The sequence below is a fragment of the Tenacibaculum sp. IMCC1 genome (assembly GCF_054906355.1).
In genome coordinates this window covers 2732968-2759149 of the sequence record NZ_CM142818.1, presented here as the reverse complement: position 1 = coordinate 2759149, position 26182 = coordinate 2732968, and the positions used below count along the sequence as shown (strand labels likewise).

Sequence of the window (26182 nt, the reverse complement as noted above, 5' to 3'; positions counted from 1 at the left end):
TTACCTTTATAGTAAAAAACGATGGGTAAATTTTCTGAAATAATTAAAGGTAAAAAACCTGTTTTGATTGATTTCTTTGCCGAATGGTGCGGTCCATGTAAAATGATGGCTCCTATATTAAAAGAAGTAAAAGAAGATTTAGGAGAAAATGTTATTATTTTAAAAATAGACGTTGATAAAAATCAACAAATAGCCAATACCTACCAAATTAGGGGTGTTCCTACCTTTATGCTTTTTAAAGAAGAGACGCTGTTATGGAGACAATCTGGGATGTTACACAAGGATGATTTGATTCAAATTATTAATAGTCATGTAAAATAATATCATTATTTTTATTCCACCTTATTGCTACTAAAAAAACGTTCTTATTTAATAACCTCATAAACAATCTTCGGTATGGAAGACATGCTCTTTTATGATAGAATGCAGTTTGCTTTCACAATAACTTTTCACTACTTATTTCCACAACTAACCATGGGACTATCGTTGATGATAGTTTTTTTCAAATGGAAATTTTTAAGAACTAAACTTGAAAAATACAACGACGCTGCTAAGTTTTGGATGAAAATCTTTGCTTTAAACTTTGCCATGGGAGTTGTTACTGGGATTCCTATGGAATTTCAATTCGGAACTAACTGGGCTAAGTTCTCCGAGCTTACTGGTGGTATTATAGGTCAAACATTAGCTATGGAAGGAATGTTTTCTTTCTTTTTAGAATCTTCCTTTTTAGGGCTGTTTTTATTTGGAGAGAAAAAACTAGGACATAAGCTTCATTTTTTAACTGGATTCCTTGTCTTTTTAGGCTCTTGGGCGAGTGGTTTTCTAATTATAGCTACACATTCTTGGATGCAAAATCCTGTAGGATATGAAATACTAGCCAATGGTAAGTTTGTACTAAATAACTTTTCAGCCTTATTCTCAAACCCGTGGTTATGGCCTTCTTATTTACATAATCAAGCAGCATCTTTGGTTACTAGTTCTTTTGTAGTCGCTGGTATTGGAGCTCTATATCTTTTAAACAAGAAGCACTTAGAATTTGGAAAATTATTTTTAAAAAATGGAGTTATTTTTGGTGTTATTGCTTCTATTTTGGTTGCTTTTCCTACTGGCGATTTAGCCGCTAAAAATGTTGTCAAATATCAACCTATAACCTTTGCCGCTATGGAAGGGATATTTGAAACAGAAAAAGGAGGCTCTGAAATAGTGCTGATTGGACAACCAAATATGCTGGAGAAAAAATTAGATAATAAAATAGCTGTCCCTAACATCTTAAGTTTTTTAACCTACCAAGAATGGAATGCTGAGATTAAAGGACTCAATGAATTTGATGAAAAAAACTACCCAACAAATATACCTGGACTATATTATGCATATCATATAATGGTAGGTTTAGGAACTATTTTTATTGCATTAATGTTAGCTAGCATTATACAGTTATTCAGAAAAAAATTATATCAAACAAAATGGATTTTATGGTCTTTACTCTTCATGATTCCATTTCCATATATTGCCAATACTACCGGCTGGTATACTGCTGAATTAGGACGCCAACCTTGGTTAGTTTATAACTTATTACGAACATCCGCTGGAGCATCTCCTACAGTATCTTCAGGAAACACTTTATTTACTCTTTTAGGGTTTATAGGTTTATACTTACTATTAGGAATGTTATTTCTAATTTTAGTAGGAAAAATCATTAACAAGGGACCTCAAACAACACATTAAATTATGGAACTTTTCTGGTATATAGTATTAGTTACGATGTTAACCATTTATGTTATTTTAGATGGTTATGATTTTGGAGCAGGAATTATTCACTTATTCTTTGCTAAAAAAGAAGAAGATAAAAAGAAAGTCGTAAAAGCAATAGGTCCTTTTTGGGATGCGAACGAAGTATGGTTAATCGCTGCGGGTGGTGTCTTATTTTTTGCTTTCCCCACTTTATATGCTTCTTCATTTAGTGGTTTTTATCTTCCTTTAATGATGGTTTTATGGTTACTAATTTTTAGAGCTATTGGATTAGAACTTCGCGGACAAATACATAATAGGATATGGGAAAGTATTTGGGACAAAGCTTTTGGGATTGCAAGTTTGCTTCTCGCCTTATTTTTTGGAGTTGCATTAGGAAATGTGGTACGTGGTGTTAATCTAGGAAATGTAGTAGATGGTGTTTCTACTCATGAAGCACATTACTTTTTCCTCCCTTTATGGAATTCGGAATTCCCTCCTCACTCTGAAACACTTGGAGTTATTGACTGGTTTACTTTACTTCTGGGAATTATTGCAGTTGTATCACTAACTATCCATGGTGCCAATTGGGTTATTTTCAAAACCAATGCTAGTATTAACAACCAACTAAAAAAGGTTGTTTTTACTCTTTCTTTTGTTTTATTAGGTTTAGTAATTATTTCATTAATCGCTTGGCATGTTATAGAGCCTAAACCATTTCATAATTTCATAGAGCATCCTTTTTTATGGATTTTCCCTCTGCTAACTTTTGTAGGGTTATTTGGTTTATTCAACGTAAAAAAGCACAAAAAACACATCACTGGGTTTTTATATTCTTCTTTGTTTTTATTAGGAGGTTTGGCAACTACAGTCGCTTCAATTTTCCCTAAAGTTTTACCTTCAACCAATAACATAAATCCCGATTTAACAATTTATAATGTAGCTGCTAACGAGTATGGTTTGTCCGTAGGTTTAAATTGGTTTTTTATAGCTGCAATCCTAGTAGTTGTTTATTTTGTTATTCAGTATAAAGTTTTTAAAGGAAAAATGGATGATGTAGACTATGGTGAACATTAGTATATTCTCTTTTATATATTCTACATATCCTCTTTACTAAAAAACATACCCTGTGTAACTAAAGTTACTGACTACCGTATATGTTGCCACTAAATTTGCTGTTATAAAACAGTAAAAATGAAAACATCATATATAAGTTTATTTATGGTAGCACTTTTTATATCTGCTACTACCCTAGCTCAAACTAAAATTTCCATTTCAAAAGGTGAAGTTTTGAAAAGAGTTCAGGAAAATAATACCTCTTTAAAAATAGCTGAACAAAACTATCAGCAAGCACGTGCCGATTACAAGCAAACCAACGCTGTGTTCTTGCCAAATATTACTGCTTCTCATACAGGAATTGTAACTACGAATCCACTAATGGCATTTGGTAGCAAATTGAATCAAGAAATTTTAACGCAAGCGGATTTCAATCCAAATTTATTAAACAATCCGAAACGAACACAAAACTTTGCTACTAAAATCGAAGTTCAGCAACCTTTGGTGAATTTAGACGGTATTTACCAACGTAAAGCCGCTAAAACTAAAATGGAAGCAACCAACTTGCAGACGCAACGTACTCAAGAATTTTTATTACTTGAAGTAGAAAAAGCATACATGCAATTGCAATTAGCTCACAAGGGAGTTTCGGTATTAGAAAAAGCCTTACAAGCCGCAGAAGCAAATCAACAAATGGCAGAAAATAGCTTTAAGCAAGGGTATTTACAACGTGCAGATGTACTAGCCGTTGAAGTTCGAGTTACCGAAGTAAAAAATCAATTACAAACAGCAAAAAGCAATGTACTAAATGCCTCTAACTACTTGTCTTTTTTAATGAATGAAACACAGAACAACGTTTATGAACCTTCAGATAGTTTGCAAGTACACTTAACGAATCAATTTGCTGACATGACTATTTCTGAAAACCGTTCAGATATTAAAGCAATGGAATTAGCTTCTGAAGCCTATCAAAAAATGCACAAAGCTGATAAAATGGATTTTCTTCCTCGTTTAAATGCCTTTGGCAGCTACGAGTTGTATGATGATAAAATTTTCAACGCAGATGCTAGTGGTTATGTAGTAGGAGCTCAATTAACTTGGGATATTTTCAAAGGTTCTAAACGCTACGGAAAAGCACAGAAAAGCAAAGCTCAGTATGAAAAATCAAGATTAGAATACGAGCAGTACAAATCTAAAAGTCAATTAGAGTTAAACAACACTAAACGGTTATTAAACGATGCAGAGGAACAATTAAAGTTAACCGAATTAGCCTTACAACAATCGGAAGAAGCCTTAAGAATCAGAAAAAACAGATTTAAAGAAGGACTAGAAAAAACATCCGATTTATTAACCGTTGAAACACAATACGCTCAAAAACAATTAGAATATTACCAAACTGTATATCAATATAACTATACCAAAGCTTATTTAGATTTTTTAACTCATTAAGTGAGATTTAAAACGCTCCGACACTTGTGTCGATTTTTTAAAATCAATTTCCTTTAGATACCTCGTAGGTTTACTTTGAGGTAGTAAACTAAAAAATAATCAATAGTAAAAACAAACAAATGAAAGCTATATATACAATTGCCCTTGCCATATCACTTTTAGTAGTAAGCTGTGGTAAAAAAGAAACAACAAACAATAACAACAAACCAACAGTTGCTGTAAAAGTTTCTAAAGTAACAGCTAATGATACCAATCCGTTTATCACAGCAAGCGGAAAAGTAGCAGCTACCAACAGTGCTGAATTAAGTACTCGTATGATGGGTTATGTAACCAACATACATGTAAAAGTTGGTGATAAGGTAAATAAAGGTCAATTATTAATATCTATCAATAACAGCGATTTACAAGCTAAAAAAGCACAAGTAGAAGCTAATATAATTAAAGCACAAGCAGGATTTTCAAGCGCTGAAAAAGATTACAATCGCTTTAAAAACTTATTTGAACAAAATAGCGCTTCTCAAAAAGAGTTTGATGATATCACTGTTCATTACAATGTTGCCAAAGCGAATTTAGAAGCTACTAAACAGCTAAGAAACGAAATCAATTCTCAGTTTGCTTACACGAATATCAGAGCCCCATTTTCAGGAGTGGTAACTAACAAATTTATCGATAAAGGTGCAATGGCGAATCCTGGAATGCCTTTAATTTCTGTAGAAGGAAAAGGCGGATTTGAAGTTACTGCGTTAGTACCTGAAAGTGAAATTTCTCAAATTAAAAAAGATACTAAGGTTGATGTAACGATCAAATCAATCAACAAAACAGTTACAGGTAACGTATCAGAAGTAAGTACCTCAGCAAAGAATACTGGTGGACAATACTTAGTTAAAATTGACTTAGATAAAACGGATTTCAACTTGTTATCAGGAATGTTTGCTACGGTTCAGTTTCCTGTTGAAAAAACACAAAAAAGTACTGACATGGTTTTAATTCCGTCAGAAGCTTTAGTACACAAAGGGCAACTATCAGGAATTTATACGGTAAGTCAAAGTAATACTGCTGTGTTACGTTGGTTACGCTTAGGAAGAGCCTTTGGAGATCAAGTAGAAGTTTTATCAGGTTTATCAGCCGATGAAAGCTATATCGTTTCTTCTGAAGGTAAACTTTACAACGGAGCGAACATTACAATTCAATAAAATCAATTTGAAAATTTGAAAATGACCCAATCACCCCATTTTCAAATCATCAAATCAACAAATTTTCAAATTATATAAAATGAAAGAAGGTTTAGCAGGAAAAATAGCCAAAGGGTTTATAGGCTCTAAACTTACCATATTATTAATGGTAGTGTTTATGGTAATTGGTGTGTACAGTTCTTTTTTAATTCCGAGAGAAGAAGAACCACAGATTGATGTGCCTATGGCTGACATTTTTGTAGGGTATCCAGGAGCGAGCCCTACAGAAGTAGAATCGAGAGTTATTAAACCCTTAGAAAAAATACTTTCGAACATCAAAGGAATAGAGTACGTATACTCTACTTCAATGAAAGAACAAGGAATGGTGATTGTTCAGTTTTATGTTGGAGAAGACATCGAACGCTCGTTCGTAAAACTATACAACGAGATTAACAAACATATGGATCAAATGCCGAAAGGTGTTACCATGCCTTTGGTAAAGACACGCGCGATTGACGATGTACCTATGTTAGGGTTGACATTATGGAGTGAAAACTACGACGATTATCAGTTAAAGCAACTCGCACAAGAGCTTACTAACGAAATTGAAAAAGTAAACGATGTTGCGATTACTCAAAAAATTGGAGGTAGAAATCGTGAGGTTCGTGTGGTAGTAGACAAAGATAAATTAGCTGCAAGTGCATTAGACTTTCTATCGGTTACTGAAATGTTAAAATCCAGCAATCAGCAGCTAAGTGCAGGAAGTTATGATAAAAACGACACAGAATTTTTAGTGACTACAGGAAAGTTTTTACAATCTGCTGAAGATGTAAAAAACTTAGTGGTTGGCGTACAACAAAATCAACCGATTTATTTAAAACAAGTTGCGAATGTACTAGACGGACCAGAAATCCCTAAAAACTATGTAAGTTTTGGTTATGGACAAGCAAGTAGTAATGCTTCAACGTATCAATCAGAATACCCAGCAGTAACCATTTCGGTAGCAAAACGAAAAGGAGCGGATGCTATGAAAATTGCCGATGTTATTTTAGCGAAGGTTGATCATTTACGCACCAACTTAATTCCTAATGATGTACATGTTGAAGTTACACGTAACTATGGTGAAACAGCATCACAAAAAGTATCAGAATTATTATTACACTTAATTGGTGCAATTATCGCAGTAACCTTGGTAGTAATGTTAGCCATGGGATGGCGTGGTGGTTTAGTGGTATTCTTATCAGTTCCCATCACTTTTGCGCTTACCTTGTTAAGTTACTATATGTTAGATTATACCTTAAACAGAATTACCTTATTCGCCTTGGTATTTGTAACAGGTATTGTAGTAGATGATTCTATTATTATTGCCGAAAATATGCACAGGCATTTTAAAATGAAGCGACTGCCGTTTAAACAAGCTGCCTTGTACGCAATTAACGAAGTAGGGAACCCAACTATATTAGCAACCTTTACCGTAATTGCTTCAGTATTACCAATGGCTTTTGTATCTGGATTGATGGGACCTTATATGAGTCCGATGCCTATTGGAGCTTCTATCGCGATGATTTTGTCATTATTTGTTGCATTAACGATTACTCCCTATTTAGGATACATCTTCTTACGTGAAAAAGGCAAGCACGGTTCAGAAGAAAAGATAGAAGAAGACGAAGCCAAAGCAATGCAAAGCACGCTAATCTATAAATTATATGAGCGATTCGAGCGTCCGTTGATTGAAAATAAAACCAAGCGTTGGGCTTTCTTAGGAATCACTATTGCTCTACTGCTAGGTTCTATGTCGTTGTTCTTTACCAAATCAGTCGCTGTAAAAATGTTGCCTTTTGATAACAAGAACGAATTCCAGGTAGTAATTGATATGCCTGAAGGCACCACATTGGAGCGTACCGATGCCGTAACCAAAGAAATTGCACAGTACTTAGCTACAAGATCAGAAGTAGTAAACTACCAAAGTTATGTGGGTACTTCTGCCCCTATTACCTTTAACGGATTGGTACGTCATTATGATTTACGTGGGGGTAGCAATATGGCGGATATTCAAGTTAACTTAACTGATAAACATGATAGAAGTAAACAAAGTCATGATATTGCAAAGTCGATGCGTGCTGATATTCAAAACATTGCCAAGAAGTTCAAAGCAAATGTAAAATTAGTAGAAGTTCCACCAGGGCCTCCTGTATTATCTACCATTGTTGCAGAAGTGTACGGACCAGATTATGACAAGCAAATTGAAATCGCCAATGAAGTTCAAAATATCTTACACAATACAGACGATGTGGTAGATATTGATTGGATGGTAGAAGACAATCAAACTGAATACGAATTTGTAATCGACAAGGAAAAAGCAATGTTATATGGCGTAGCTCCTCAACAAATTGCTTACACTTTAAACATGGCACTATCTAACAGAGCGGTTTCAACTTTATATGATGAAGATGCTTCTAATCAAGTAGGAATTGTATTTGCTCTGGATGAAAAAGAAAAATCTTCTGTGCAAGACATTGCTCAATTGCAAATTAAATCGAAACACGGTAACCTAGTTTCTATAAGTGATTTGGTGACTGTTGAAGAAAAGAACAGTCCAAAAAGTATTTATAGAAAGAATCAAAAACGCGTGGTATATGTGATGGCTGATATGGCTGGAGAACTAGAAAGTCCTGCCTATGCTATTTTAGGGATGGAAGAAAAGTTGAAAGAAATTCCACTTCCGAAGGGATATGAATTAAACGAATTATACATTAAACAACCCGATTTTGAAGATGATTATACCGTAAAATGGGATGGTGAATGGCAAATTACCTTAGAAGTGTTTAGAGATTTAGGTATTGCCTTTTTAGGAGTTATCATTATTATTTACATGTTAATTGTAGGATGGTTCCAAAACTTTAAAGCACCTATAGTAATGATGGTTGCAATTCCATTATCAATGGTAGGGATTATTTTAGGACACTGGATGATGAGCGCCTATTTTACAGCTACTTCATTTATTGGAATGATAGCCCTCGCAGGAATTATGGTACGAAACTCCGTCTTACTTATTGACTTTGTCAACTTACGTTTGGCAGAAGGAGTTCCGCTAAAGCAAGCTGTGATTGAAGCTGGTGCAGTACGTACCACTCCTATCCTATTAACAGCAGGTACGGTAGTTATTGGCGCATTTGTAATCTTATTCGACCCTATTTTTCAAGGGTTAGCCATCTCTTTAATGGGAGGAACCATTACAGCTACTGTACTTACCTTGTTGGTAGTGCCTTTGGTATATTATTTAATTGAACGTAAAAATTATAAATAACATGAAAAATAGAATTGTACGTGGTATTGCTGGAACTTTTATACTTAGTAGTTTAATCCTAGCAATTAAAGTAAATAGTAATTGGTTATGGTTCACTGCGTTTGTAGGAGCCAACTTATTACAATCATCATTAACCAAATGGTGTTTACTAGATGATATTTTAACCAAGGTTTTTAAAGTAAAAGATTAGTTTATTCTATAGAATAATTCAACATAAGTTGATTTTCTTATACAATTTTGGGAATTGTTGCTGTAAATCTGCTGGAGCTTCAAAAAAATGCTCCATAATTACAGCAACACATTTCTATTTATAGTTTAGTAACAAACCTTCTTCCTACTATTTAATTCTTTCTCATAAACCCATTTTTTCTTTCGTAAAATACTGATAATTATATAACGTACTATCCCTATATTTGTTTTTATGGATGAAATTAGAGCAATCCTTATTGATGATGAACAAAGTGCTAGAAATGTTTTATCTAACTTACTAGAGAGAGCATCTATCAATATTACTGTTCTCGATTCTTGTAATAACTTAGAGTCTGGTGTTCAAAAAATAAAAGAACTACAACCCAATGTGGTGTTTTTAGATGTACAGATGCCTAATTATGCGGGCTATGAAATCGCAAGGTTTTTTGATGTTATATCATTTGAAATTATCTTTGTTACTGCATATGATCACTATGCTATTAAAGCTTTTGAGTTAAATGCTATTGATTATTTAGTAAAACCTATTGACAGAAATAAACTAGATATAGCTCTTAAAAAACTAGAGCATAAACTACATCAAGAAGCTTCGCTAGTTGACTATCAAGCACTTCTTGAAACTATAAAAGATAAAAACTATAAAAAAATTGTTATCCCTGAATTAGGGAATAGACATATTCTTAATTTAACAGACATTGTTGCTATTGAAGCTGACGGAGCTTATAGTAAAATACACGTTGTGAATAAAACAACTATTATCGCTAGTAAAAATTTAAAATTTTTCGAAAACACACTGTCTGAAGAGCCTTCTTTCTTCCGTTCTCATAGAGCGTGGATTGTTAATTTAACTTACATTGAGTTTTTAAACAAAACAACTTTAAACCTCACTCTAGATAATGGAGCTATTACTGCTAAAATTTCTAGATCAAGAATAAGTAGCTTTGAAAGTAGTATTTAGTCATAAACCATCATTTCTTTTAATAAAGTATTTTCTTTTATTACTTATTCTTTGTACTTCAATAGCAACAAAAGCACAAGATCCTGTATTTATACAATTATCTGAAAAAAATAAACTTCCCGATAATGAATTCTATAACATTCATGAAGATCGTAAAGGTTTTATATGGCTATGTGCAAACAAAGGATTCTATAGATACGATGGTAAAACCTTTAAAAACTATAGTAATCCTTTACAACGTGGAGCTTCTGTATTTAATACTCAAGAAGATAACTTAGGACGAATTTGGTGCAATAATATTTCTGGTCAGTTTTTCTATATCCAAAACGATGAGCTACATTTATTTAAAGACTTAAGTGATTATTTAAATGGTGAACTGGGTGATTTTGTAATACAAAATGATTTTTTATGGGTTTTTACTGTAAAAACGATCTACAAAATAGATTTAAAAACTAAACAAATAATACAACAACACACTACTAAAAAAGGTTTTGGAACTCCGTTTTCTTTTAACAATACGATTTATTCAGGAGCCATCGATTATATTATTTCAATAAACAAAGACAACAGTATAACTTCACTAATAGAAACCAATCTTCCTTATAAAGGAAAAAAAGGTAACGCTATAAGTTTGGGAAAGTCTATTATCTTTAAAACAAGCTCAACTTACATATACTCCCAAATAAGAAACAAAAAAAACAGCTTTTATAAATTAAACTTCTCTCAAAAAAAATTAGAATCTGTAAAAGGGCTAAAATCTCTTGAAAAAATAAAGCTCTATACTATTTTTGAGCATAACGATGAAACTTGGATAGCAACAAATCAAGGAGTATGGGTTTTTGCTTTCAAAAACGCTGCTTTTCAACTAAAAAAAAGATTTTTAACAGACAAACACATTACCAAAATCATTAGAGATAAAGACAATAATTATTGGCTTACTAGTTTAAATAATGGTGTTTATATTATTCCAAATATTCATATAGAAACCTGTAATATTCCTCTAAAAGAGGAAAATATAAAAACATTAGACAAAATAAACGATAGTACCTTGGTTATGGGGAGTAACCGTGGAAATGTTATTTTTTATAATACCAACTCCCATACTTCTAAAACTATTAATTTACCTGTTAACGAAGGAAAATTATCTAAACTAAAATACAACCCTAATCAGCAAAAAATTTACCTTAGTAAGGGGTTTAGAAGTTATATTTTAGATTATAAAAATTTAATCCTTGAAAAAACTAGATTTTTTGATGCTGCAAAAAGTTTTTCATTCTTAGCTCACAACGATTTACTATATACCAACCATAACAAAGTTGTTTTATTAAAAAATGCTAATTACAACGGTAAAGAAAAATTTATTTCAACAAATAAAAGAACTTACGATTCTTTTTATGACGAAATAAAACACCAAGTTTATGTTGCCTTTGTTGACGAATTAGCTGTATATGATAGCCTTTGGAACAAACAAGTAATTGTAAACAATAAAAAACCCATCTATAGTAAATCGATAACCCAAACCGCTAATGGTATTATTTGGGTTGCCACATTTAAAAATGGCCTTTTGGGAATTAAAAATGGCAAAGTAATTCGACATTATACCACACGAAATGGCTTAACCTCAAATATTATTGAAAAAATTAAAGCTGACCAAAATAACCTATGGATTGTAGGTGTAAACAGTATTCAAAAACTCGATATCCTCACCCACAAATTCAAAACACTTACCAAGCGAGACGGTATTAAATCATACAATATTTCTGGTATTGAAATAATTGGTAACAAAATCTATTTCTCATCTGACAAAGGGTTATTTTCCATTGATAAAAACAATGCTTTTAAAACATTACATCCTAAAGTATATTTTAGTGCCGTAGAAATTAATGAAAAAGACACCCTAATTACTTCAAATTATACCTTAAGGTATAATCAAAACGCAATAAGAATAAATTTTAATGTTAATGGTTTTTTGTTTAACCAAAAAGGAACGTATAAATATCGTTTAAAAGGATATAACGATGCTTGGTTAACTACAGCTATTGGTGAAAACTCAATAAAATACAATAGTTTACCCGCGGGTGAATACACCTTTCAAGTACACCCATTTTTAAATAGTACAAGTACTAACTATGAAATAAAAGAGCTACACTTTTTTATTAAAAAACCATTTTGGAAAACGTTATGGTTTATCTTATTAATTGTTTCTATTATTTTAGGAGCTACTATTTTATACTTTAAACAAGCAATGCTAAAAAAGGAAAAAGAGCGCATTGCCCAACTTGAAAAAATATCTTTAGAAAAAGAACTGATCGCTATTAATTTAACTGCTTTGCGTTCACAAATGAATCCGCATTTTATTTTTAATGCGTTAAACTCTATTCAAGATTTAGTTTTACAACAAGACACTGATGCTTCCTACGACTATATTGTATTATTTGCTAAACTTATACGAAGCACCTTAAACTATACAAATCAAGATTTTATTCCTATAGAAAAAGAGTTAGAATTTTTAAATGTATATCTCCAACTAGAAAAACTTCGTTTTGGTGATGACTTTAACTACACCATTACCTACGATTCTCATGAAGAATTAGAAGTTCCTTCTTTATTAATTCAACCTTTTATTGAAAATGCTTTAGTACATGGTTTACTACATAAAGAAGGAGAAAAAAAACTAGACATCACCTTCAATCTATCAGAAAACACCTTACAATGTATTATTACTGATAACGGTATTGGAAGAAAGAAAAGTAAAGAAATTAATCTCCGCCAAGGAAACCGTCATGAATCTTTTGCGTTGAACTCCATAAAAAAACGTTTAGAAATTTTTCAAAAACAATATGTTACTAAAATAGGTTTTGTTATTGAAGATATTTATAAAAACAACAATCCTAATGGCACAAGAGTAATTGTAACCATGCCTTTTAAGTATCTATTCTAAATTAACATCGCTTTTTACCTGCTTGTAAAAAACTATTCATAAACTCTTTTTGCTGTTCACAAAACATTTTCTTACAAAATAATCCTTTACAACTACTATTGCATATCTAATACTAAAAAATAGTAAAAATGAAAAGTTTAAAAGAAAGATTATTTATTTTAATGATTGGACTACAATTAATATCATGTGGAAATAATGATGACAATGTAGTTGATACTCCTAAAAACAAAAGCATCACAAAAGCCTATTTCACAAAAACGTTTGCTAACTTCAAAGACACCTATTTCATTTATGATTTAGGAGATGTAATTAATAATTTTTGGGTTCCAGAAGTTTCGGTTGAAGGATATAATAGTGATTACAATTATGAAATAAAAATTAAAGGAGATGTATTAAAACAAGAATATACATTACCTCTTGAGTTTTCAAAAGTTGATGATGCTAATGCTAATATTAGTATCTTAAATTTTATAAAAGAACATTTTAAAGCTAAAACAGACATTTACAAAGCTTTTATTGTAGAAAAAGAAAGTAACACAGAATTAGAAATAAGCATACCTCCTACTTCACCTAACAGACCTTATATTATGGTTGATGGAGATGAAGATGATTTTTTATATCACTTCTTTTTCCTAAGCAATAGAACTTCAACCTCAACAGTATTAACCGAATTAGGTTTAAGTACCCGTCAGCAATTCGATTTTCACTTTGGATCATCTGCAGCTTCTGCTATTGCTAACAACTTAACCATAAGTATGGAAATATATGATTTAAGTTTAAATAAATTAGGAGAAGTTGCTACTACTCGTTTCTTATCAGGAAACACCTGGGCATACTCTTTTATTACTTCAAATTTTTCAACCTATATTCCAAGTACAGGGAATTACTTTTTAAGATTAAAAGGTTTTACAACAGGTGAATTAAGATACAGTCCTTATCAGAAAATCAATATAATAAAATAATAGATGAAAAAAATATTCTTACTAAGTGTATTAACTTTGTTAACAATAACAATACAAGCACAACAAACTCTTTTTGAAGCACTAGAAAACAATGGAGATGGAGCTACCTACCAAGGTTTTGGTGGTTTAGTAGCTAAAGGCGATGGTACTTATAATTTTAATACAGACTATCTGCCTGTTAAAATTGAATTAGAGCGCACCCCATCGGGCATTCCTGTTGGTTTTGAAGCTAGATTTATTAGTGAAAACAAACGAGCTTTTCGTGAAACCGAACTAAGTGATTATGGTACCATAGACAATTATGTATATCCTATGAGTATAAAACACGGTTATACAAAAAAAGGTTATATGGTAATTGATGATTTACTATTTGAATTAAGAAAAATATACGACGGAAGTGCCCCTAGTATAGAAAATGTAACTTCGGTTTATGTGCTTGTAAAAGACAGAAAAGCTACAGCTAAAACTCCTAAAAAGAAAAAGGGAGGGTTCCTTTCTAGAATGAAAGCTAAAATTAAATCAGCCAGAAACTCATCAGTACCTTCTTCACCTACTTACAAATATCTTACATCTTTAAACCTCGATAAAAAGTTTAACGACTATGTAGTTGCTATGAAAAAAAAGCAAGCAATACCTTTAACAGCAAAAGACAAAGCTAAAATAGGCGCTATTAAAAAAGCAAAAAAAATGGATGCTGATGAAATAAAACGTTACAATGACTCTATCAGAGCCACTCCTGAATACAAAAAATTGAAAGAGCATCAAGCTCGTATGAAAGCTATGGATGAGGGAAATGCTTTAACAACCGTAACTTTTATAAACCGAACTGGTAAAGATATTTATGTTTTTAAAGCGGGTAGTAAAAACTCAACCACTATAAGAGCCAATAGCTCTTCTAAATTTAATTGTTCTTACAGTTATTCTTATAAATTTAATCCAAATAGTGGTGGTTCGGGTTTACAATTGTACAATGCTAATTCTGGCTGCGAAAGGTCAGTAATCGTAAAATAACATGAAATTTTTCAACTATATTCTCGTATTTATATTCCCTATTACAGTCTATACTCAAAATGAAGTACCTACTAAAAATATTAATGGTCTTTATCATTTACTTGAAGGAGAAAGAACTGTTGGAAATAAGCAAACCAAAACTAAGTTTTTTCAATATAGCTTATTAGGTACTACAAAAACAGTAGCCGTAGCTGCTTGTAAAAAATGTATCCCTGCAATTTACAAATATCAAGAAGTAGAAAGTAAAGAACTAAACAGGCCAGTTTTTTATAATAATATTGGTCTTTTTTTAATTTCATATGATAAAGAAAGTTTTGTTATGGTAATGGCTGCCAATAAGCAAGATGCAGATTGGACTAACTTTGCATACAGTAATTTTTATAGTAAAAATTACACAAAAGTAAAAGCAATGTCTCAAAAAAAAATTAAAGAATTTATTGTACGAATAGCAAATTAGTAATCGTCTTTCATAAAACATGCCCCCTAAAAATCAATTGATTTTTAGGGGGTTCATGGTTTATCTTGAATTTACATTTTCAATTTACAAACTCAATTTACTCTTCGTAAACTGTTTTTTTAAAATATCTACATATAAAAGTACTCTTGTACTATTAATTAAAAAAAGATCAAAATGAAATTATTTAAAAAAGGGATATTACTAAGCTTTATTGCTATTCAGCTTATTTCTTGTAGTAAAGACGATGAACCACAAAACACACCTCCTGTTATTAAAGCACAAAGTTTTACGGTAGCAGAAGACAAAGCTGCCAACACCAAAATAGGAGTTATTACTGCTACCGATGTTAATAAAGACGACCTAACTTTTAAAGTCACAAAAAACGACAACAATCTGTTTGCTGTTAATGTTGCTGGAGAATTAAGCATTGCTGCTAACAAAAGTTTAGACTATGAAACCCAGACCAAACACGAAATTACGGTTGAAGTAAGTGATGGTAAAGACAAAACCTCAGCAGTAATAACCATTAACGTTACCGATGTAAACGAAAATAGTCCTATTACCATTAACGATCAAAGTTTTACTGTTTCTGAAGATATTACAGATGCAGATTTGATAGGAACGTTGGCGATTAACGATACTGATGGTGATCTATCAAGTTTTTCAATAGAAAGTGGAGATGCTACTAATTTATTTGTTCTTAGCAATACAGGAGAATTACGACTTGCATCTGGTAAAACATTAGATTATGAAAATAATACTACGCATACATTAAATATAAAAGTAAGTGACAGTAATGGTAGTTCAGACAACGCTACTGTTACTATAAATGTAACGAATATAAACGATGTTGCACCTACTTTTACTGCATTTGGTCCCTTTGGCGTTCCTGAAGATATTAATGATACCTTAATTATTGGGCAAATACAAGCTACTGATGCAGAAGGCGACAACATTAGTTATAGTTTGCCAGGGTTGAGCACAACAGGAAACTTATTTGAAATTGATGCCAATAATGGTAAAATATCATTAATTACAGGTAAAAGTTTAGATTACGAAACCTCTACGTATCACATTTTAACAATAAGAATTTCTGATGGTGTACACAATGTAGATAAACAAATACGAATTAATGTTTCTGATGTAGTTGAAACCGGAGGCAACGTTGTAAACATACCAGACGCTAACTTTAAAGCAGTTTTAGTAGCAAATACTGCTATAAATACAAATGGAGATAACGAAATACAAGTAACTGAAGCTAATAACTTTACAGGAACTCTTAAGGCAAATAATAAAAACATTTCTGATGTAACGGGTATTGAGGAATTTATTAATTTAAATGCATTATTCCTAAGTTCAAATCAAATTTCTAATATAGATTTAAGTAATAATACTAAACTAAAAATCATAAATATTTATAATAATCAATTAACCTCTCTTGACGTTTCTAAAAATATAAAACTAGAAACCCTAACATGTTCTTACAACAATCTCTCAAATATAGATCTTACTCAAAATACTTTATTGGAGGGATTATATATTACAAATAACAAATTAAGTAATTTAAACCTACAAAATAATTCTTCTTTAATTAATTTAATTTGTAGTGAAAATCAAATTACTTCAATAAATTTGGGTAGTTTAACTGAAATTAAAGACTTCAACATTAATAGAAACAAACTCTCAAGTTTAGATGTGAGTAAACTTGTAAAATTAACGCAATTACAAGTCTATAATAATAACTTATCAAGTATTGATTTAAGTAATAACATAAATTTAAAGAGTTTTATGGCTTATAATAATAACTTAACAAGTTTAAATATAGCTAATGGCAACAATGCTAATATGACTTATATGAATGCATCATCTAATCCAGATTTAACTTGTATAAAAATAGATGCTGGTTTTACCCCACCAAGCACTTGGACAAAAGATAGTACTGCTAGCTATAATACTTCTTGCCCTTAAAAATCATGCTATTAGAAGAAGGTCAAAACATACACTTGTTTTGACCTTTTTTACAGCACCTAAGCTTCTTTATAATTTCTACCTGCTGTTTATCAAATAACTTTTAATGGCCTTCATAAGAAATTGTGTGCCATTAGAAATAGTCCAAAAAGATCTATTAAATGAAACAAATAATAGGAATATTCCTGATTTTAATCACTTTAAGCGCTTGTTCTCAAGATAGAAAAAAAGTAAGCGAACAAAAAGAAACAATACTAAAAGAACCAAAAGTAGATAAACGTATAGAGTTATTAAGCATTGTTTTTAGGCTTGCAGATAGCCATGAATATAGTCAAAATCTTTTTCCTAAGTATGTTGAAAGCATTCAAAATCATTTTGAGAAATTTAAAAGTCACGATTTAATTAAGTATGTAAAAAGTGAATTACATGAAAAAGGAATTGGTTTTAGTTCAGTTATGAGTATGGCTATACATATAACTGAACCTCAAAATATAAAAGCTATGATAGTGCCTTTTTCAAATAAATCACTAGAAAGACCATGGAGTAAAGAAAGCTCTACACAGTTTTTAAAACTGTTAAATGAATTTTATATTGATGCCGACTGTGAAACTTTTTTTAATAACAATAAAGAACTCTACAAAGCTGCATCAAATAGATTTAAAAAAGTTTATCAAAATTTAGACCTAGAATGGTATCAAAAATTTTATGGAGAAGACCCAAAAGGAGAATTTAAAATTATAAATGCCTTGGGAAATGGAGGAGCGAGCTATGGTCCAAAAATAATTTATCCGAATGGAAATGAGGTGATCTATGCTATAATGGGAACGTGGAGTGTTGATAACTTAGGTATGCCTAAATATGAAGTGAACGATTATTTTCCAACTATTTTACATGAATTCAATCACTCATTTGTAAATCATATTATAGAAAAGCACCGCTCTGAACTACAAGAAAGCGGGACAATCATCTTTGATAAAGTAAAAGATAAAATGAATAAACAAGCATATGGTAATTGGAAAACTATGTATGATGAAGCGTTGGTTAGAGCGACTGTTATTAAATATATGAAGGACCATAATTATGATAAAAAAACAATCGAAAACGAATTGAATGAGCAATTAAATAGCGGTTTTTTATGGACTCATGAGCTGGTCAAAGAACTAGAAAGATATGATAATAATAGAGATAGATATCCAACATTAGAGAGTTTTATGACAGAGTTAATATTTTTTTTCAATAAAACAGCTTCTGAAATAAGCAAACAAAAAATATAAACCCTAAAAATAAAAAACAGTTAAAATTATTCAACAAAGAAATACTTATTACTCTCCATAACGCTACAACTAATTTATTATATCATAATAATTATTATACAATTAAAAATTCAGTAGAAATTAAGGAAAATATTTTAAGAGAACATTTAACTAGTATTGATTCCTTATACTAAATTAATAAACCTACCTACATTCTTATTAACTTCTATAATTAGAATAAATCAAAATAGTAACCTCTATAGTATTTATTAAATAAAACAAGATTAAAAAACTCCAAAACAGTAATAGATTCTGAAAAACAACATCTTAAGGTAAAAAACAATTAAAAAGAACAAAACTTAAACTATTATAACTAATAACAATACTATATTAACAAAACAATAATAATAACAATTTGTTTTTTATTTATTTACAAAATAAACTTAATTTTTTTAAAAATATGAAAACAAAATTGTTACTACTGTTCTTTCTTGTTACATCAATTGTAATTGCTCAAGAAAAAACAGTATCTGGGGTAGTTTCAGATGAATCCGGGGGGCTTCCAGGGGTAAGTATACTCATTAAGGGTACCACAAAAGGTACAGAAACAGACTTTGATGGTAACTACTCTATCAAGGCTAAAGAAAATGATATCTTAATATTTAGTTTTGTAGGAATGACAACTATTGAAAAAACAGTTGGATCCTCTAACGTGATAAGTGTAACTATGTCTACAAACGAAAATGTTTTAGATGAAGTAGTTGTTACAGCTTTAGGTATAAAAAGAGAAAAAAAATCTTTAGGATACGCTACACAGGAAATCAAAGGAAACGACCTAACTAAGGTAAATTCAGGAAACATAGCTAATTCTATTTCTGGTAAAATATCTGGAGTACAAATTAGACGAAATGGTAATATTGGAGGATCCACCAATGTAATTATAAGAGGGACAACATCTTTAACTGGCAACAACCAAGCTCTTTGGGTAGTTGACGGAGTCCCGTTAAATAATGATAACACAAATACTGCTGATCAAAAAAGCGGAGGTAACACAGGAGGATATGACTTTGGTAATGCTGTGGCTGACATCAATCCTGATGATATTGAAACTATGAATGTATTAAAAGGAGCTGCTGCTTCTGCTTTATATGGTTCAAGAGCTACAAACGGTGTTATTATAATTACCACTAAAAAAGGAGGAAAAAGTAAGGGTTTAGGTATTACAATTAATAGTGGCGTAACAATTGGAGCTGTAGATTTTAAAACCTTACCTAAATATCAAAAAGAATATGGTAGTGGTTGGTGGAATTCTTTTTCAGACCCTTCAAGAAATATCGATTTAGGCAGTGGTTCTCACCCTTATGAGCCTACAGATGATGCTTCATGGGGCCCTGCTTACGACCCTAATTTACTAGTATACAGGTGGAACTCTTTTTTTCCTGAACTTTCTACCTACGGTAAAGCAACACCATGGACGGCTCCTAAAAATGATGCTAATAGCTTTTACACAAAAAGTATTACTTTTAACAATAACATTTCTATTTCTGGTAATAATGAAGTTGGAAGTTTTCGTTTTAGTTATTCTAAATATGATTTAAATCAAGGAATATTACCAAACAGTAGTTACAAAAGAGATAATTTTAACTTATCAGGAAGCTATAAGCTAAGTAATAAAACTACTGTTACTGCATCTGCTAACTACAATAAAACCCATGGTAGAGGTCTTAATGAAACTGGATATGGTGCTGGTGGTAATAATTATCTCAGTAGTGTAAGACAATGGTACTCTTCTAGTGTTGACTTTGCTGATTTAAAAACAGCTTATAAAGAAACACAACTAAACACAACTTGGAGTGTATATGGACCTTACGATTTAAATGTTGCATTTCATGACAATCCTTATTTTCAAAGAAAGAATAATATAGGAAGTATAAGAAGAAACCGCTTTTTCGGTAATTTTAGTTTAACAACTGAAATAAAAGACTGGTTAAGTGTTACCGGAAGAGGTGGTATTGATTCTTATAATCAAACTCAAGAAGAAACAATAGCTGTTGGCTCTAAAAGACAACCTGAACTTAAAGGGCAATACTCTAGATTTGATAAAAACTTTAGGGAGTTCAACTTAGATTTAATTTTTAATGCTCAAGGAAAAATTACCAACAATATAAGTTTCACTGCATTATTAGGAGGAAACGTAAGAAGAACAAAAAGCAATTATACTTACGCTATTACAAAAGGCGGCTTAGTTATACCTAACATCTACGCTATAAACAATTCTGTTCAAAATCCAGACCCTTTATCTGAGTCTATATCATCAATTGGTACTAATAGTATTTATACAAACGCTTCTTTGAGCTTTTATGATACTTATTTTTTAGAAGCTACCTACAGAGTTGATCAGTCTTCTACTTTACCTAAAGAAAATAATGTTTATAATTATCCTTCTCTAACTGCTACATATATCTTTAGCAAACACTTGAAAGCTAACTGGCTTTCATTTGGAAAACTGCGCCTTAATTATGCTGAAACAGGTAACGATGCTCCTTTTGCTGTACTTAACTCTCAGTATATTAAATATTCAAACTTTGGAGATGCTATACAATTTTCCACAGAAAACAGCAGAAAAAACCCAAACTTAAGAAGCGAAAAAACTAAAGGTTATGAAATTGGTCTAGAAACAAAAATGTTTAATAATAAATTGGGGTTAGATCTTTCATTATACAAAACCAACACTACAGATCAAATAATGTCTGTTGGTGTAACGGGAGCTACAGGAAGTACATCTGCATGGGTTAACGCTGGTAATGTCGAAAATAAGGGTATTGAAGTCAGCTTAAATGCTACCCCTATAAAAACAGATAATTTCACATGGGAATCTCAAATTAATTGGTCTACCAACAAAAATAAAGTTATTAGCCTTAATGAAAATGATAGTCGTTTTGAAATTGGAAGATTTCAAGGAGTGTCTCTAGTTGCAGAAGTAGGTAAACCTGTTGGACAAATGGTTAGCTCAGGATTCAAATACATTAACAATCAAAAAGTTATAAAAGAAAACGGCTACTACGATATTGAAAACAGTAAAATCATAGGCGACATAAATCCTGATTGGATTGGTGGTATAAACAATAAGTTCAAATACAAAGATTTTTCTTTTAGTTTTTTAATAGACGTTAAAAAAGGAGGAGATGTATGGTCTTTAGATCAAAAATACGGAGCACAAACTGGTATTTACCAAAGTAGTGTTGGAAATAATCACTTAGGAAACCCTAAAAGAAACTCTGTTACAAACGATGAAAATAGTGGAGGAATTATATTAGATGGAGTGCTTTCAGATGGCACTAGAAATACCAAAATTGTTCCTGTTGATTATGATTTAGGTGCAAATACCCCAGATGAGGGGTATGTATATGATGCTTCTTTTGTTAAATTAAGAGAAGTTTCTTTTAGTTACAATCTTCCTAAGAAATTTTTAAAAAACACTTTTCTCAATAGCCTTTCTTTTACAGCAAGTGGTAGCAACTTATGGATAATACATAAAAATTTACCATATGCAGACCCTGAAGCTGGTGCTTCTTCTGGTAACCTACAAGGTTTCCAAACAGGTGTATTACCTACTACTAAAGAATATAGTTTTAACATAAAAGCTCAATTTTAATAGATATGAAAATAGTCGATAAAATAAAAAGAACTGTAATATTAGGATTAGGAATAACTTTATTATTTTCTTCTTGTAATGATATTGAAAACCTAAATACTGACACTAAAGGGTATGAAACTGTATTACCTGAAGCTCTTATGACGCAATCTCAAGTGAGCTACATGTATTTCTTAACAAATACAAACCCTAACTCTAATAATTTCAGAAAATATGTTCAGTATTGGACTAATACCGAATTTGTTGATGAAGACAGATATAATCAAACAAAAAGAAATATTGGTACAGGTTTCTGGAATCTACTTTATAGAGATGTTTTAACTGATTTTAAAAACGCAAAAGAGATAATAATATCACAAAATGTAACACCTAACAAAGAAGCTGAAAAGCAAAACAAAATTGCTATTGTAGAAATACAAATGATTGCCGTTTTTCAAACACTTGTTGATTTATATGGTGATGTACCATATACTGAAGCTTTAGATTTTGTAAAATATCCAAAACCTAAATATGATGATGCTCAAGAAATTTATTTAAGCTTAGCAGATCGTCTTAATAAAGCCATTAATCAGCTAAACACGAATGAATCTAGTTTTTCTTCTGGAGATTTAATTTATGGAGGAAATGTTAATCTATGGAAAAAACTAGCTAACAGTATTAAGCTAAAGTTAGGACTTCATTTAGCAGATATACCTGAACTTAACTCTGATGCTAAAGATTTAATTGAAAGCGCCTTTAAATCTGGAGTAATATCTAATAATTCTGAAAATGCACTATTACAATATTATTCTGTCTCTGGTCAAAGGAATCCTATTTTTCTAGCTCTTACAACTGAAAATCATTATGTTCCAACAAAGTTTTTAGTAGATGAGTTAAATTCAAAAAAAGACCCTAGAAGAGATATTTTTTTTAATTCTAATTCAAAAATAAATGGAGAATATGTTGGTTATCCATACGCAATAGGTCCCAGTGGAGGTGGGTATCAAAATACATCTAATACAAATATTGAAATATTTAGAGATCCTTCTTTGCCTGGTGTTTTGTTTGATTTTGCTGAAACATCATTTTTATTAGCTGATGCTGCTAATAGAGGTTTTGATGTTGGAGGAACAAGTGCCACCTATTATATGCAAGGAATTGAAGCTAGCATGGACTATTGGAATGTAAGTTCTTTAGATAAGCAAAACTACTTAAATAGACCTGATGTTTCTTTTAATACTGCGTCTGGTACCACAAAAGAAAAAATCGCGTATCAATTATGGATATCTTATTACAATAGAGGCTTTGAAGCTTGGACTGAATATCGTAGACTGGACTTTCCAAACATAAAAGCTCCTGATAATGCTGTATCTGAAGCAGATGGCAAAGTACCTGTTAGGAATATCTATTCTCATTTAGAAGCAACACTTAACAAAACGAATTATGAGACTGCTTCAGCAAAAATAGGAGGAGATTTAATGACTACTAAAATATTTTGGGATAAGTATTAAAACATAGTAGGTAAAAACTAAACTTTGTTCTCATAAAAAGATTGTTTTTATCAAAAAGAGATTGTTACTATAACAATCTCTTTTCTATTTTTAGTGACCCAGAGAGGACTCGAACCCCCAACCCTCAGAGCCGAAATCTGATGTTCTATCCAGTTGAACTACTGAGTCTATAAAATAATTGTTATGCCAATTTAGCTTTTACAATTGCTGAAATTGTTTTCCCATCTGCTTGTCCTGCTAATTGCTTCGATACAATTCCCATTACTTTTCCCATATCTTTCATTCCTTCAGCACCAACATCTGCAATAGTTTTCTCTACAATATTTCCAATTTCTTCTTCACTTAAAGCTTCAGGTAAAAATTGTTCTAAAATAGCCGCTTCAGCTAATTCAGGTTCAGCCAAATCATTACGTCCTTGTTCTGTAAACACAGTAGCACTATCTTTACGTTGTTTTACCTGCTTTTGAATAATTTTTAATTCTTCTGCTTCTGTAAGCTCTCCTGCTCCCGCTTCGGTATTTGCTAACATAAAAGCTGACTTTAATGCTCTTAAAGCCGTTAAAGCTACCGTGTCTTTAGACTTCATAGCTTCTTTCATTTTATCCATTACCTGCTTTTGCAAACTCATATTTTTATGTTTTAAAGTATTAAAAAATCCCGATAAATCGGGATTTTAAAAATAAGTGTTATTCTTTTATTAATCTACATTATCGTGTAAAAACGAATTATTAGAACGTAATAAATCGTTATTATCTGTATTCAATGCTGTATCTGATTTACTAATATCTGATCCTGCTTCAATATCAACTCCTAATCTTTTATATGCTGGTTGACGTTCTATTTCATCTATATTTTTACTAACCTGATCATTAAATTTATAATTAAAACCCTTCATTTTCTCTCTTCTTTCCTTAGCTCTTTTCTGCAATTCAGAAATTGTTAAATCTAACGGAGAAACTTCTTCACTTGTAGTGTTTATATTATTAATTTTTTCTTGTGTTTGAGATTTTACCTCAAATTGTAACTCCTCTTCTACTTGGTCTTTAATTATCGGAGTAGAGCTTTTACCAATTGTTGGTTGTGCACTGAAGTCATCTAATACATAGCGCTTTTCAACCTTATGGTACTTTACTTCTTCAGCTTCTACTTCGATATTTTTAATCTCGTTAGACGTTTCAACTAGATGAGATGCTGGTTTTATTTCTTCATAAGAATTTAATGGTAAATCAAACAACAAGTCTTGTTGTGTTGATTGCTCTTTTACTTCTCTTTCTTCTACTTTAGGTTCGGCTATATTAGTAATAATGAAATCGTCTTCAGAAACTGTTTCTATTTCAATTTCATCGTATGTAACATCTATATTTTTTATTGCTTGTGTTGTTGGAATAATTTCAGCTCTTGGTTCAACTTTTTCTTCCTCTAAAACATGAATAACTTTATTTGATGGCTTGTTTTTTATAGGCTCATTAATTGGTGTAGAAGTTTGTACTTGTTGATCTCCAAAATTATAAGTTGCCTTTTGTTCATCTTCTAAAGTATGAACTATTTTTTTCACCTCAGTATTGGTTATATTCCCTTGCTGATCAGCAGCAAAACCCGTAGCTACAACGGTTACAGCTATTCCGTCTTCTAATGATTCATCTTCTCCAATACCCATAATAATATTGGCATCATAACCTGCTTCATCCTGAATATAATCATTAATTTCTCCTATTTCATCTAGCGTAACTTCATTTCCTCCCGAAACGATTAATAGTAATACATTTTTAGCTCCAGTAATTTTATTATCGTTCAACAAAGGAGAGTCTAATGCTTTTACAATAGCATTTTTAGCTCTGTTTGCTCCTGTTTCTTTTGCAGATCCCATAATTGCTGTACCACTGTTTGATAGTACTGTTTTAGCATCGTGTAAATCGATGTTTTGCTTATAATGATGGGTAATTACCTCTGCTATACCCTTGGCTGCTGTTGCTAATACTTCATCTGCCTTAGAAAAACCTGCTTTAAAACCTAAGTTACCATAAACTTCGCGCAGTTTATTATTATTGATAACAATTAATGAATCTACATTATCACGTAAATCATCAATTCCTTTTTGAGCTTGTTTTGAGCGCATTCGTCCTTCAAATTGAAATGGCATCGTAACGATTCCTACCGTTAAAATATCCATATCTTTAGCTATTTTTGCTATAATAGGAGCTGCTCCTGTACCCGTACCTCCTCCCATACCTGCGGTGATAAACACCATTTTGGTATGTGTACTCAACATTTGTTGAATTTCCTGTATACTTTCAGCCGCTGCTTGTGCTCCAATTTCTGGATTAGCACCTGCACCTAAACCAGAAGTTAAGTGTGCTCCTAATTGAACCTTATTAGGTATAGGACTGTTTTCTAATGCTTGTGCATCTGTATTACAAATTACAAAATCTACTCCGTGAATTTGTTTACTATACATGTGGTTTACAGCATTGCTTCCTCCCCCACCAACACCAATTACTTTAATGGCATTCGATTGTGTTTTTGGCATGTCGAATGAAATGTTATCAAATTCTGCGCTCATAATAACTT

19 protein-coding genes and 1 tRNA gene are annotated in these 26182 nt (G+C 31.5%); 16 read left to right on the top strand and 4 right to left on the bottom strand.

The features are described from left to right. The first annotated feature begins 21 nt into the window (after positions 1-21). The 7 genes from trxA (at position 22) to ACXIHB_RS12795 (ending at position 8902) form a co-directional block, all read left to right on the top strand. On the top strand, positions 22-321 hold the full coding sequence (gene trxA, locus ACXIHB_RS12825) for a thioredoxin (protein WP_047790386.1): 300 nt from the start codon (positions 22-24) through the stop codon (positions 319-321). A gap of 75 nt (positions 322-396) precedes the next feature. Beyond that, positions 397-1725 (top strand): cytochrome ubiquinol oxidase subunit I, encoded by a 1329-nt coding sequence (locus ACXIHB_RS12820; RefSeq protein ID WP_462098397.1) that lies wholly within the window; start codon positions 397-399, stop codon positions 1723-1725. A gap of 3 nt (positions 1726-1728) precedes the next feature. Continuing rightward, entirely contained in the window at positions 1729-2805 is a 1077-nt protein-coding gene (cydB, locus tag ACXIHB_RS12815) for a cytochrome d ubiquinol oxidase subunit II (protein ID WP_462098396.1), read from the top strand. 117 nt (positions 2806-2922) lie between these two features. Next, a complete protein-coding gene (locus tag ACXIHB_RS12810) occupies positions 2923-4233 on the top strand; it encodes a TolC family protein (protein ID WP_462098395.1) in 1311 nt (436 codons plus the stop codon). Positions 4234-4352: 119 nt separating this feature from the next. Further along, on the top strand, positions 4353-5426 hold the full coding sequence (locus tag ACXIHB_RS12805; RefSeq protein ID WP_462098394.1) for an efflux RND transporter periplasmic adaptor subunit: 1074 nt from the start codon (positions 4353-4355) through the stop codon (positions 5424-5426). A 79-nt stretch (positions 5427-5505) separates the two neighbouring features. Continuing rightward, the gene (locus ACXIHB_RS12800) at positions 5506-8712 is read left to right on the top strand and encodes an efflux RND transporter permease subunit (protein ID WP_462098393.1); all 3207 of its coding nucleotides are present in this window, start codon (positions 5506-5508) and stop codon (positions 8710-8712) included. Between the two features lies 1 nt (position 8713). Then, on the top strand, positions 8714-8902 hold the full coding sequence (locus ACXIHB_RS12795) for a YgaP family membrane protein (protein ID WP_167712384.1): 189 nt from the start codon (positions 8714-8716) through the stop codon (positions 8900-8902). A gap of 18 nt (positions 8903-8920) precedes the next feature. On the opposite strand, the gene ACXIHB_RS12790 is transcribed toward ACXIHB_RS12795, so the two are convergent. Next, entirely contained in the window at positions 8921-8998 is a 78-nt protein-coding gene (locus tag ACXIHB_RS12790; protein ID WP_156167118.1) for a hypothetical protein, read from the bottom strand. Between the two features lie 135 nt (positions 8999-9133). Here ACXIHB_RS12790 and ACXIHB_RS12785 point away from each other — a divergent pair, with 135 nt between their 5' ends. The 9 genes from ACXIHB_RS12785 to ACXIHB_RS12745 all read left to right on the top strand — a co-directional run bounded on the left by ACXIHB_RS12785 (position 9134) and on the right by ACXIHB_RS12745 (position 23614). Beyond that, positions 9134-9877, top strand: coding sequence for a LytR/AlgR family response regulator transcription factor (locus ACXIHB_RS12785; RefSeq protein ID WP_053056758.1), 744 nt, complete (start codon positions 9134-9136; stop codon positions 9875-9877). Continuing rightward, positions 9861-12818 carry a sensor histidine kinase gene (locus ACXIHB_RS12780; protein ID WP_462098392.1) on the top strand — a complete coding sequence of 986 codons (2958 nt, stop codon included), beginning with the start codon at positions 9861-9863 and terminating at the stop codon, positions 12816-12818. Before ACXIHB_RS12785 ends, ACXIHB_RS12780 begins: the two co-directional genes overlap by 17 nt. A 128-nt stretch (positions 12819-12946) precedes the next feature. Continuing rightward, complete coding sequence (locus ACXIHB_RS12775) at positions 12947-13780, top strand: hypothetical protein (RefSeq protein WP_159615075.1); 834 nt, start codon at positions 12947-12949, stop codon at positions 13778-13780. Between the two features lie 3 nt (positions 13781-13783). After that, positions 13784-14791, top strand: a complete 1008-nt coding sequence (locus tag ACXIHB_RS12770) for a hypothetical protein (RefSeq protein WP_462098391.1) — start codon at positions 13784-13786, stop codon at positions 14789-14791. A gap of 1 nt (position 14792) precedes the next feature. After that, positions 14793-15248 carry a hypothetical protein gene (locus ACXIHB_RS12765; RefSeq protein ID WP_462098390.1) on the top strand — a complete coding sequence of 152 codons (456 nt, stop codon included), beginning with the start codon at positions 14793-14795 and terminating at the stop codon, positions 15246-15248. Positions 15249-15422: 174 nt separating this feature from the next. Beyond that, entirely contained in the window at positions 15423-17216 is a 1794-nt protein-coding gene (locus ACXIHB_RS12760; protein WP_462098389.1) for a cadherin domain-containing protein, read from the top strand. A gap of 161 nt (positions 17217-17377) precedes the next feature. After that, complete coding sequence (locus ACXIHB_RS12755) at positions 17378-18490, top strand: DUF4932 domain-containing protein (RefSeq protein ID WP_462098388.1); 1113 nt, start codon at positions 17378-17380, stop codon at positions 18488-18490. Positions 18491-18929: 439 nt separating this feature from the next. Continuing rightward, positions 18930-22124 (top strand): SusC/RagA family TonB-linked outer membrane protein, encoded by a 3195-nt coding sequence (locus ACXIHB_RS12750; RefSeq protein ID WP_159615078.1) that lies wholly within the window; start codon positions 18930-18932, stop codon positions 22122-22124. Between the two features lie 5 nt (positions 22125-22129). Next, positions 22130-23614: a SusD/RagB family nutrient-binding outer membrane lipoprotein gene (locus ACXIHB_RS12745; protein WP_053056755.1), complete on the top strand. Its 1485-nt coding sequence runs from the start codon at positions 22130-22132 to the stop codon at positions 23612-23614. A 94-nt stretch (positions 23615-23708) separates the two neighbouring features. Here the strand turns inward: ACXIHB_RS12745 and ACXIHB_RS12740 are convergent. The 3 genes from ACXIHB_RS12740 to ftsZ form a co-directional block, all read right to left on the bottom strand. After that, positions 23709-23782: transfer RNA gene (locus ACXIHB_RS12740), tRNA-Arg, on the bottom strand. Between the two features lie 13 nt (positions 23783-23795). Further along, positions 23796-24242, bottom strand: coding sequence for a GatB/YqeY domain-containing protein (locus tag ACXIHB_RS12735; RefSeq protein WP_073184279.1), 447 nt, complete (start codon positions 24240-24242; stop codon positions 23796-23798). Between the two features lie 69 nt (positions 24243-24311). Further along, positions 24312-26174, bottom strand: coding sequence for a cell division protein FtsZ (ftsZ, locus tag ACXIHB_RS12730; RefSeq protein WP_047790373.1), 1863 nt, complete (start codon positions 26172-26174; stop codon positions 24312-24314). Positions 26175-26182: the final 8 nt, after the last annotated feature.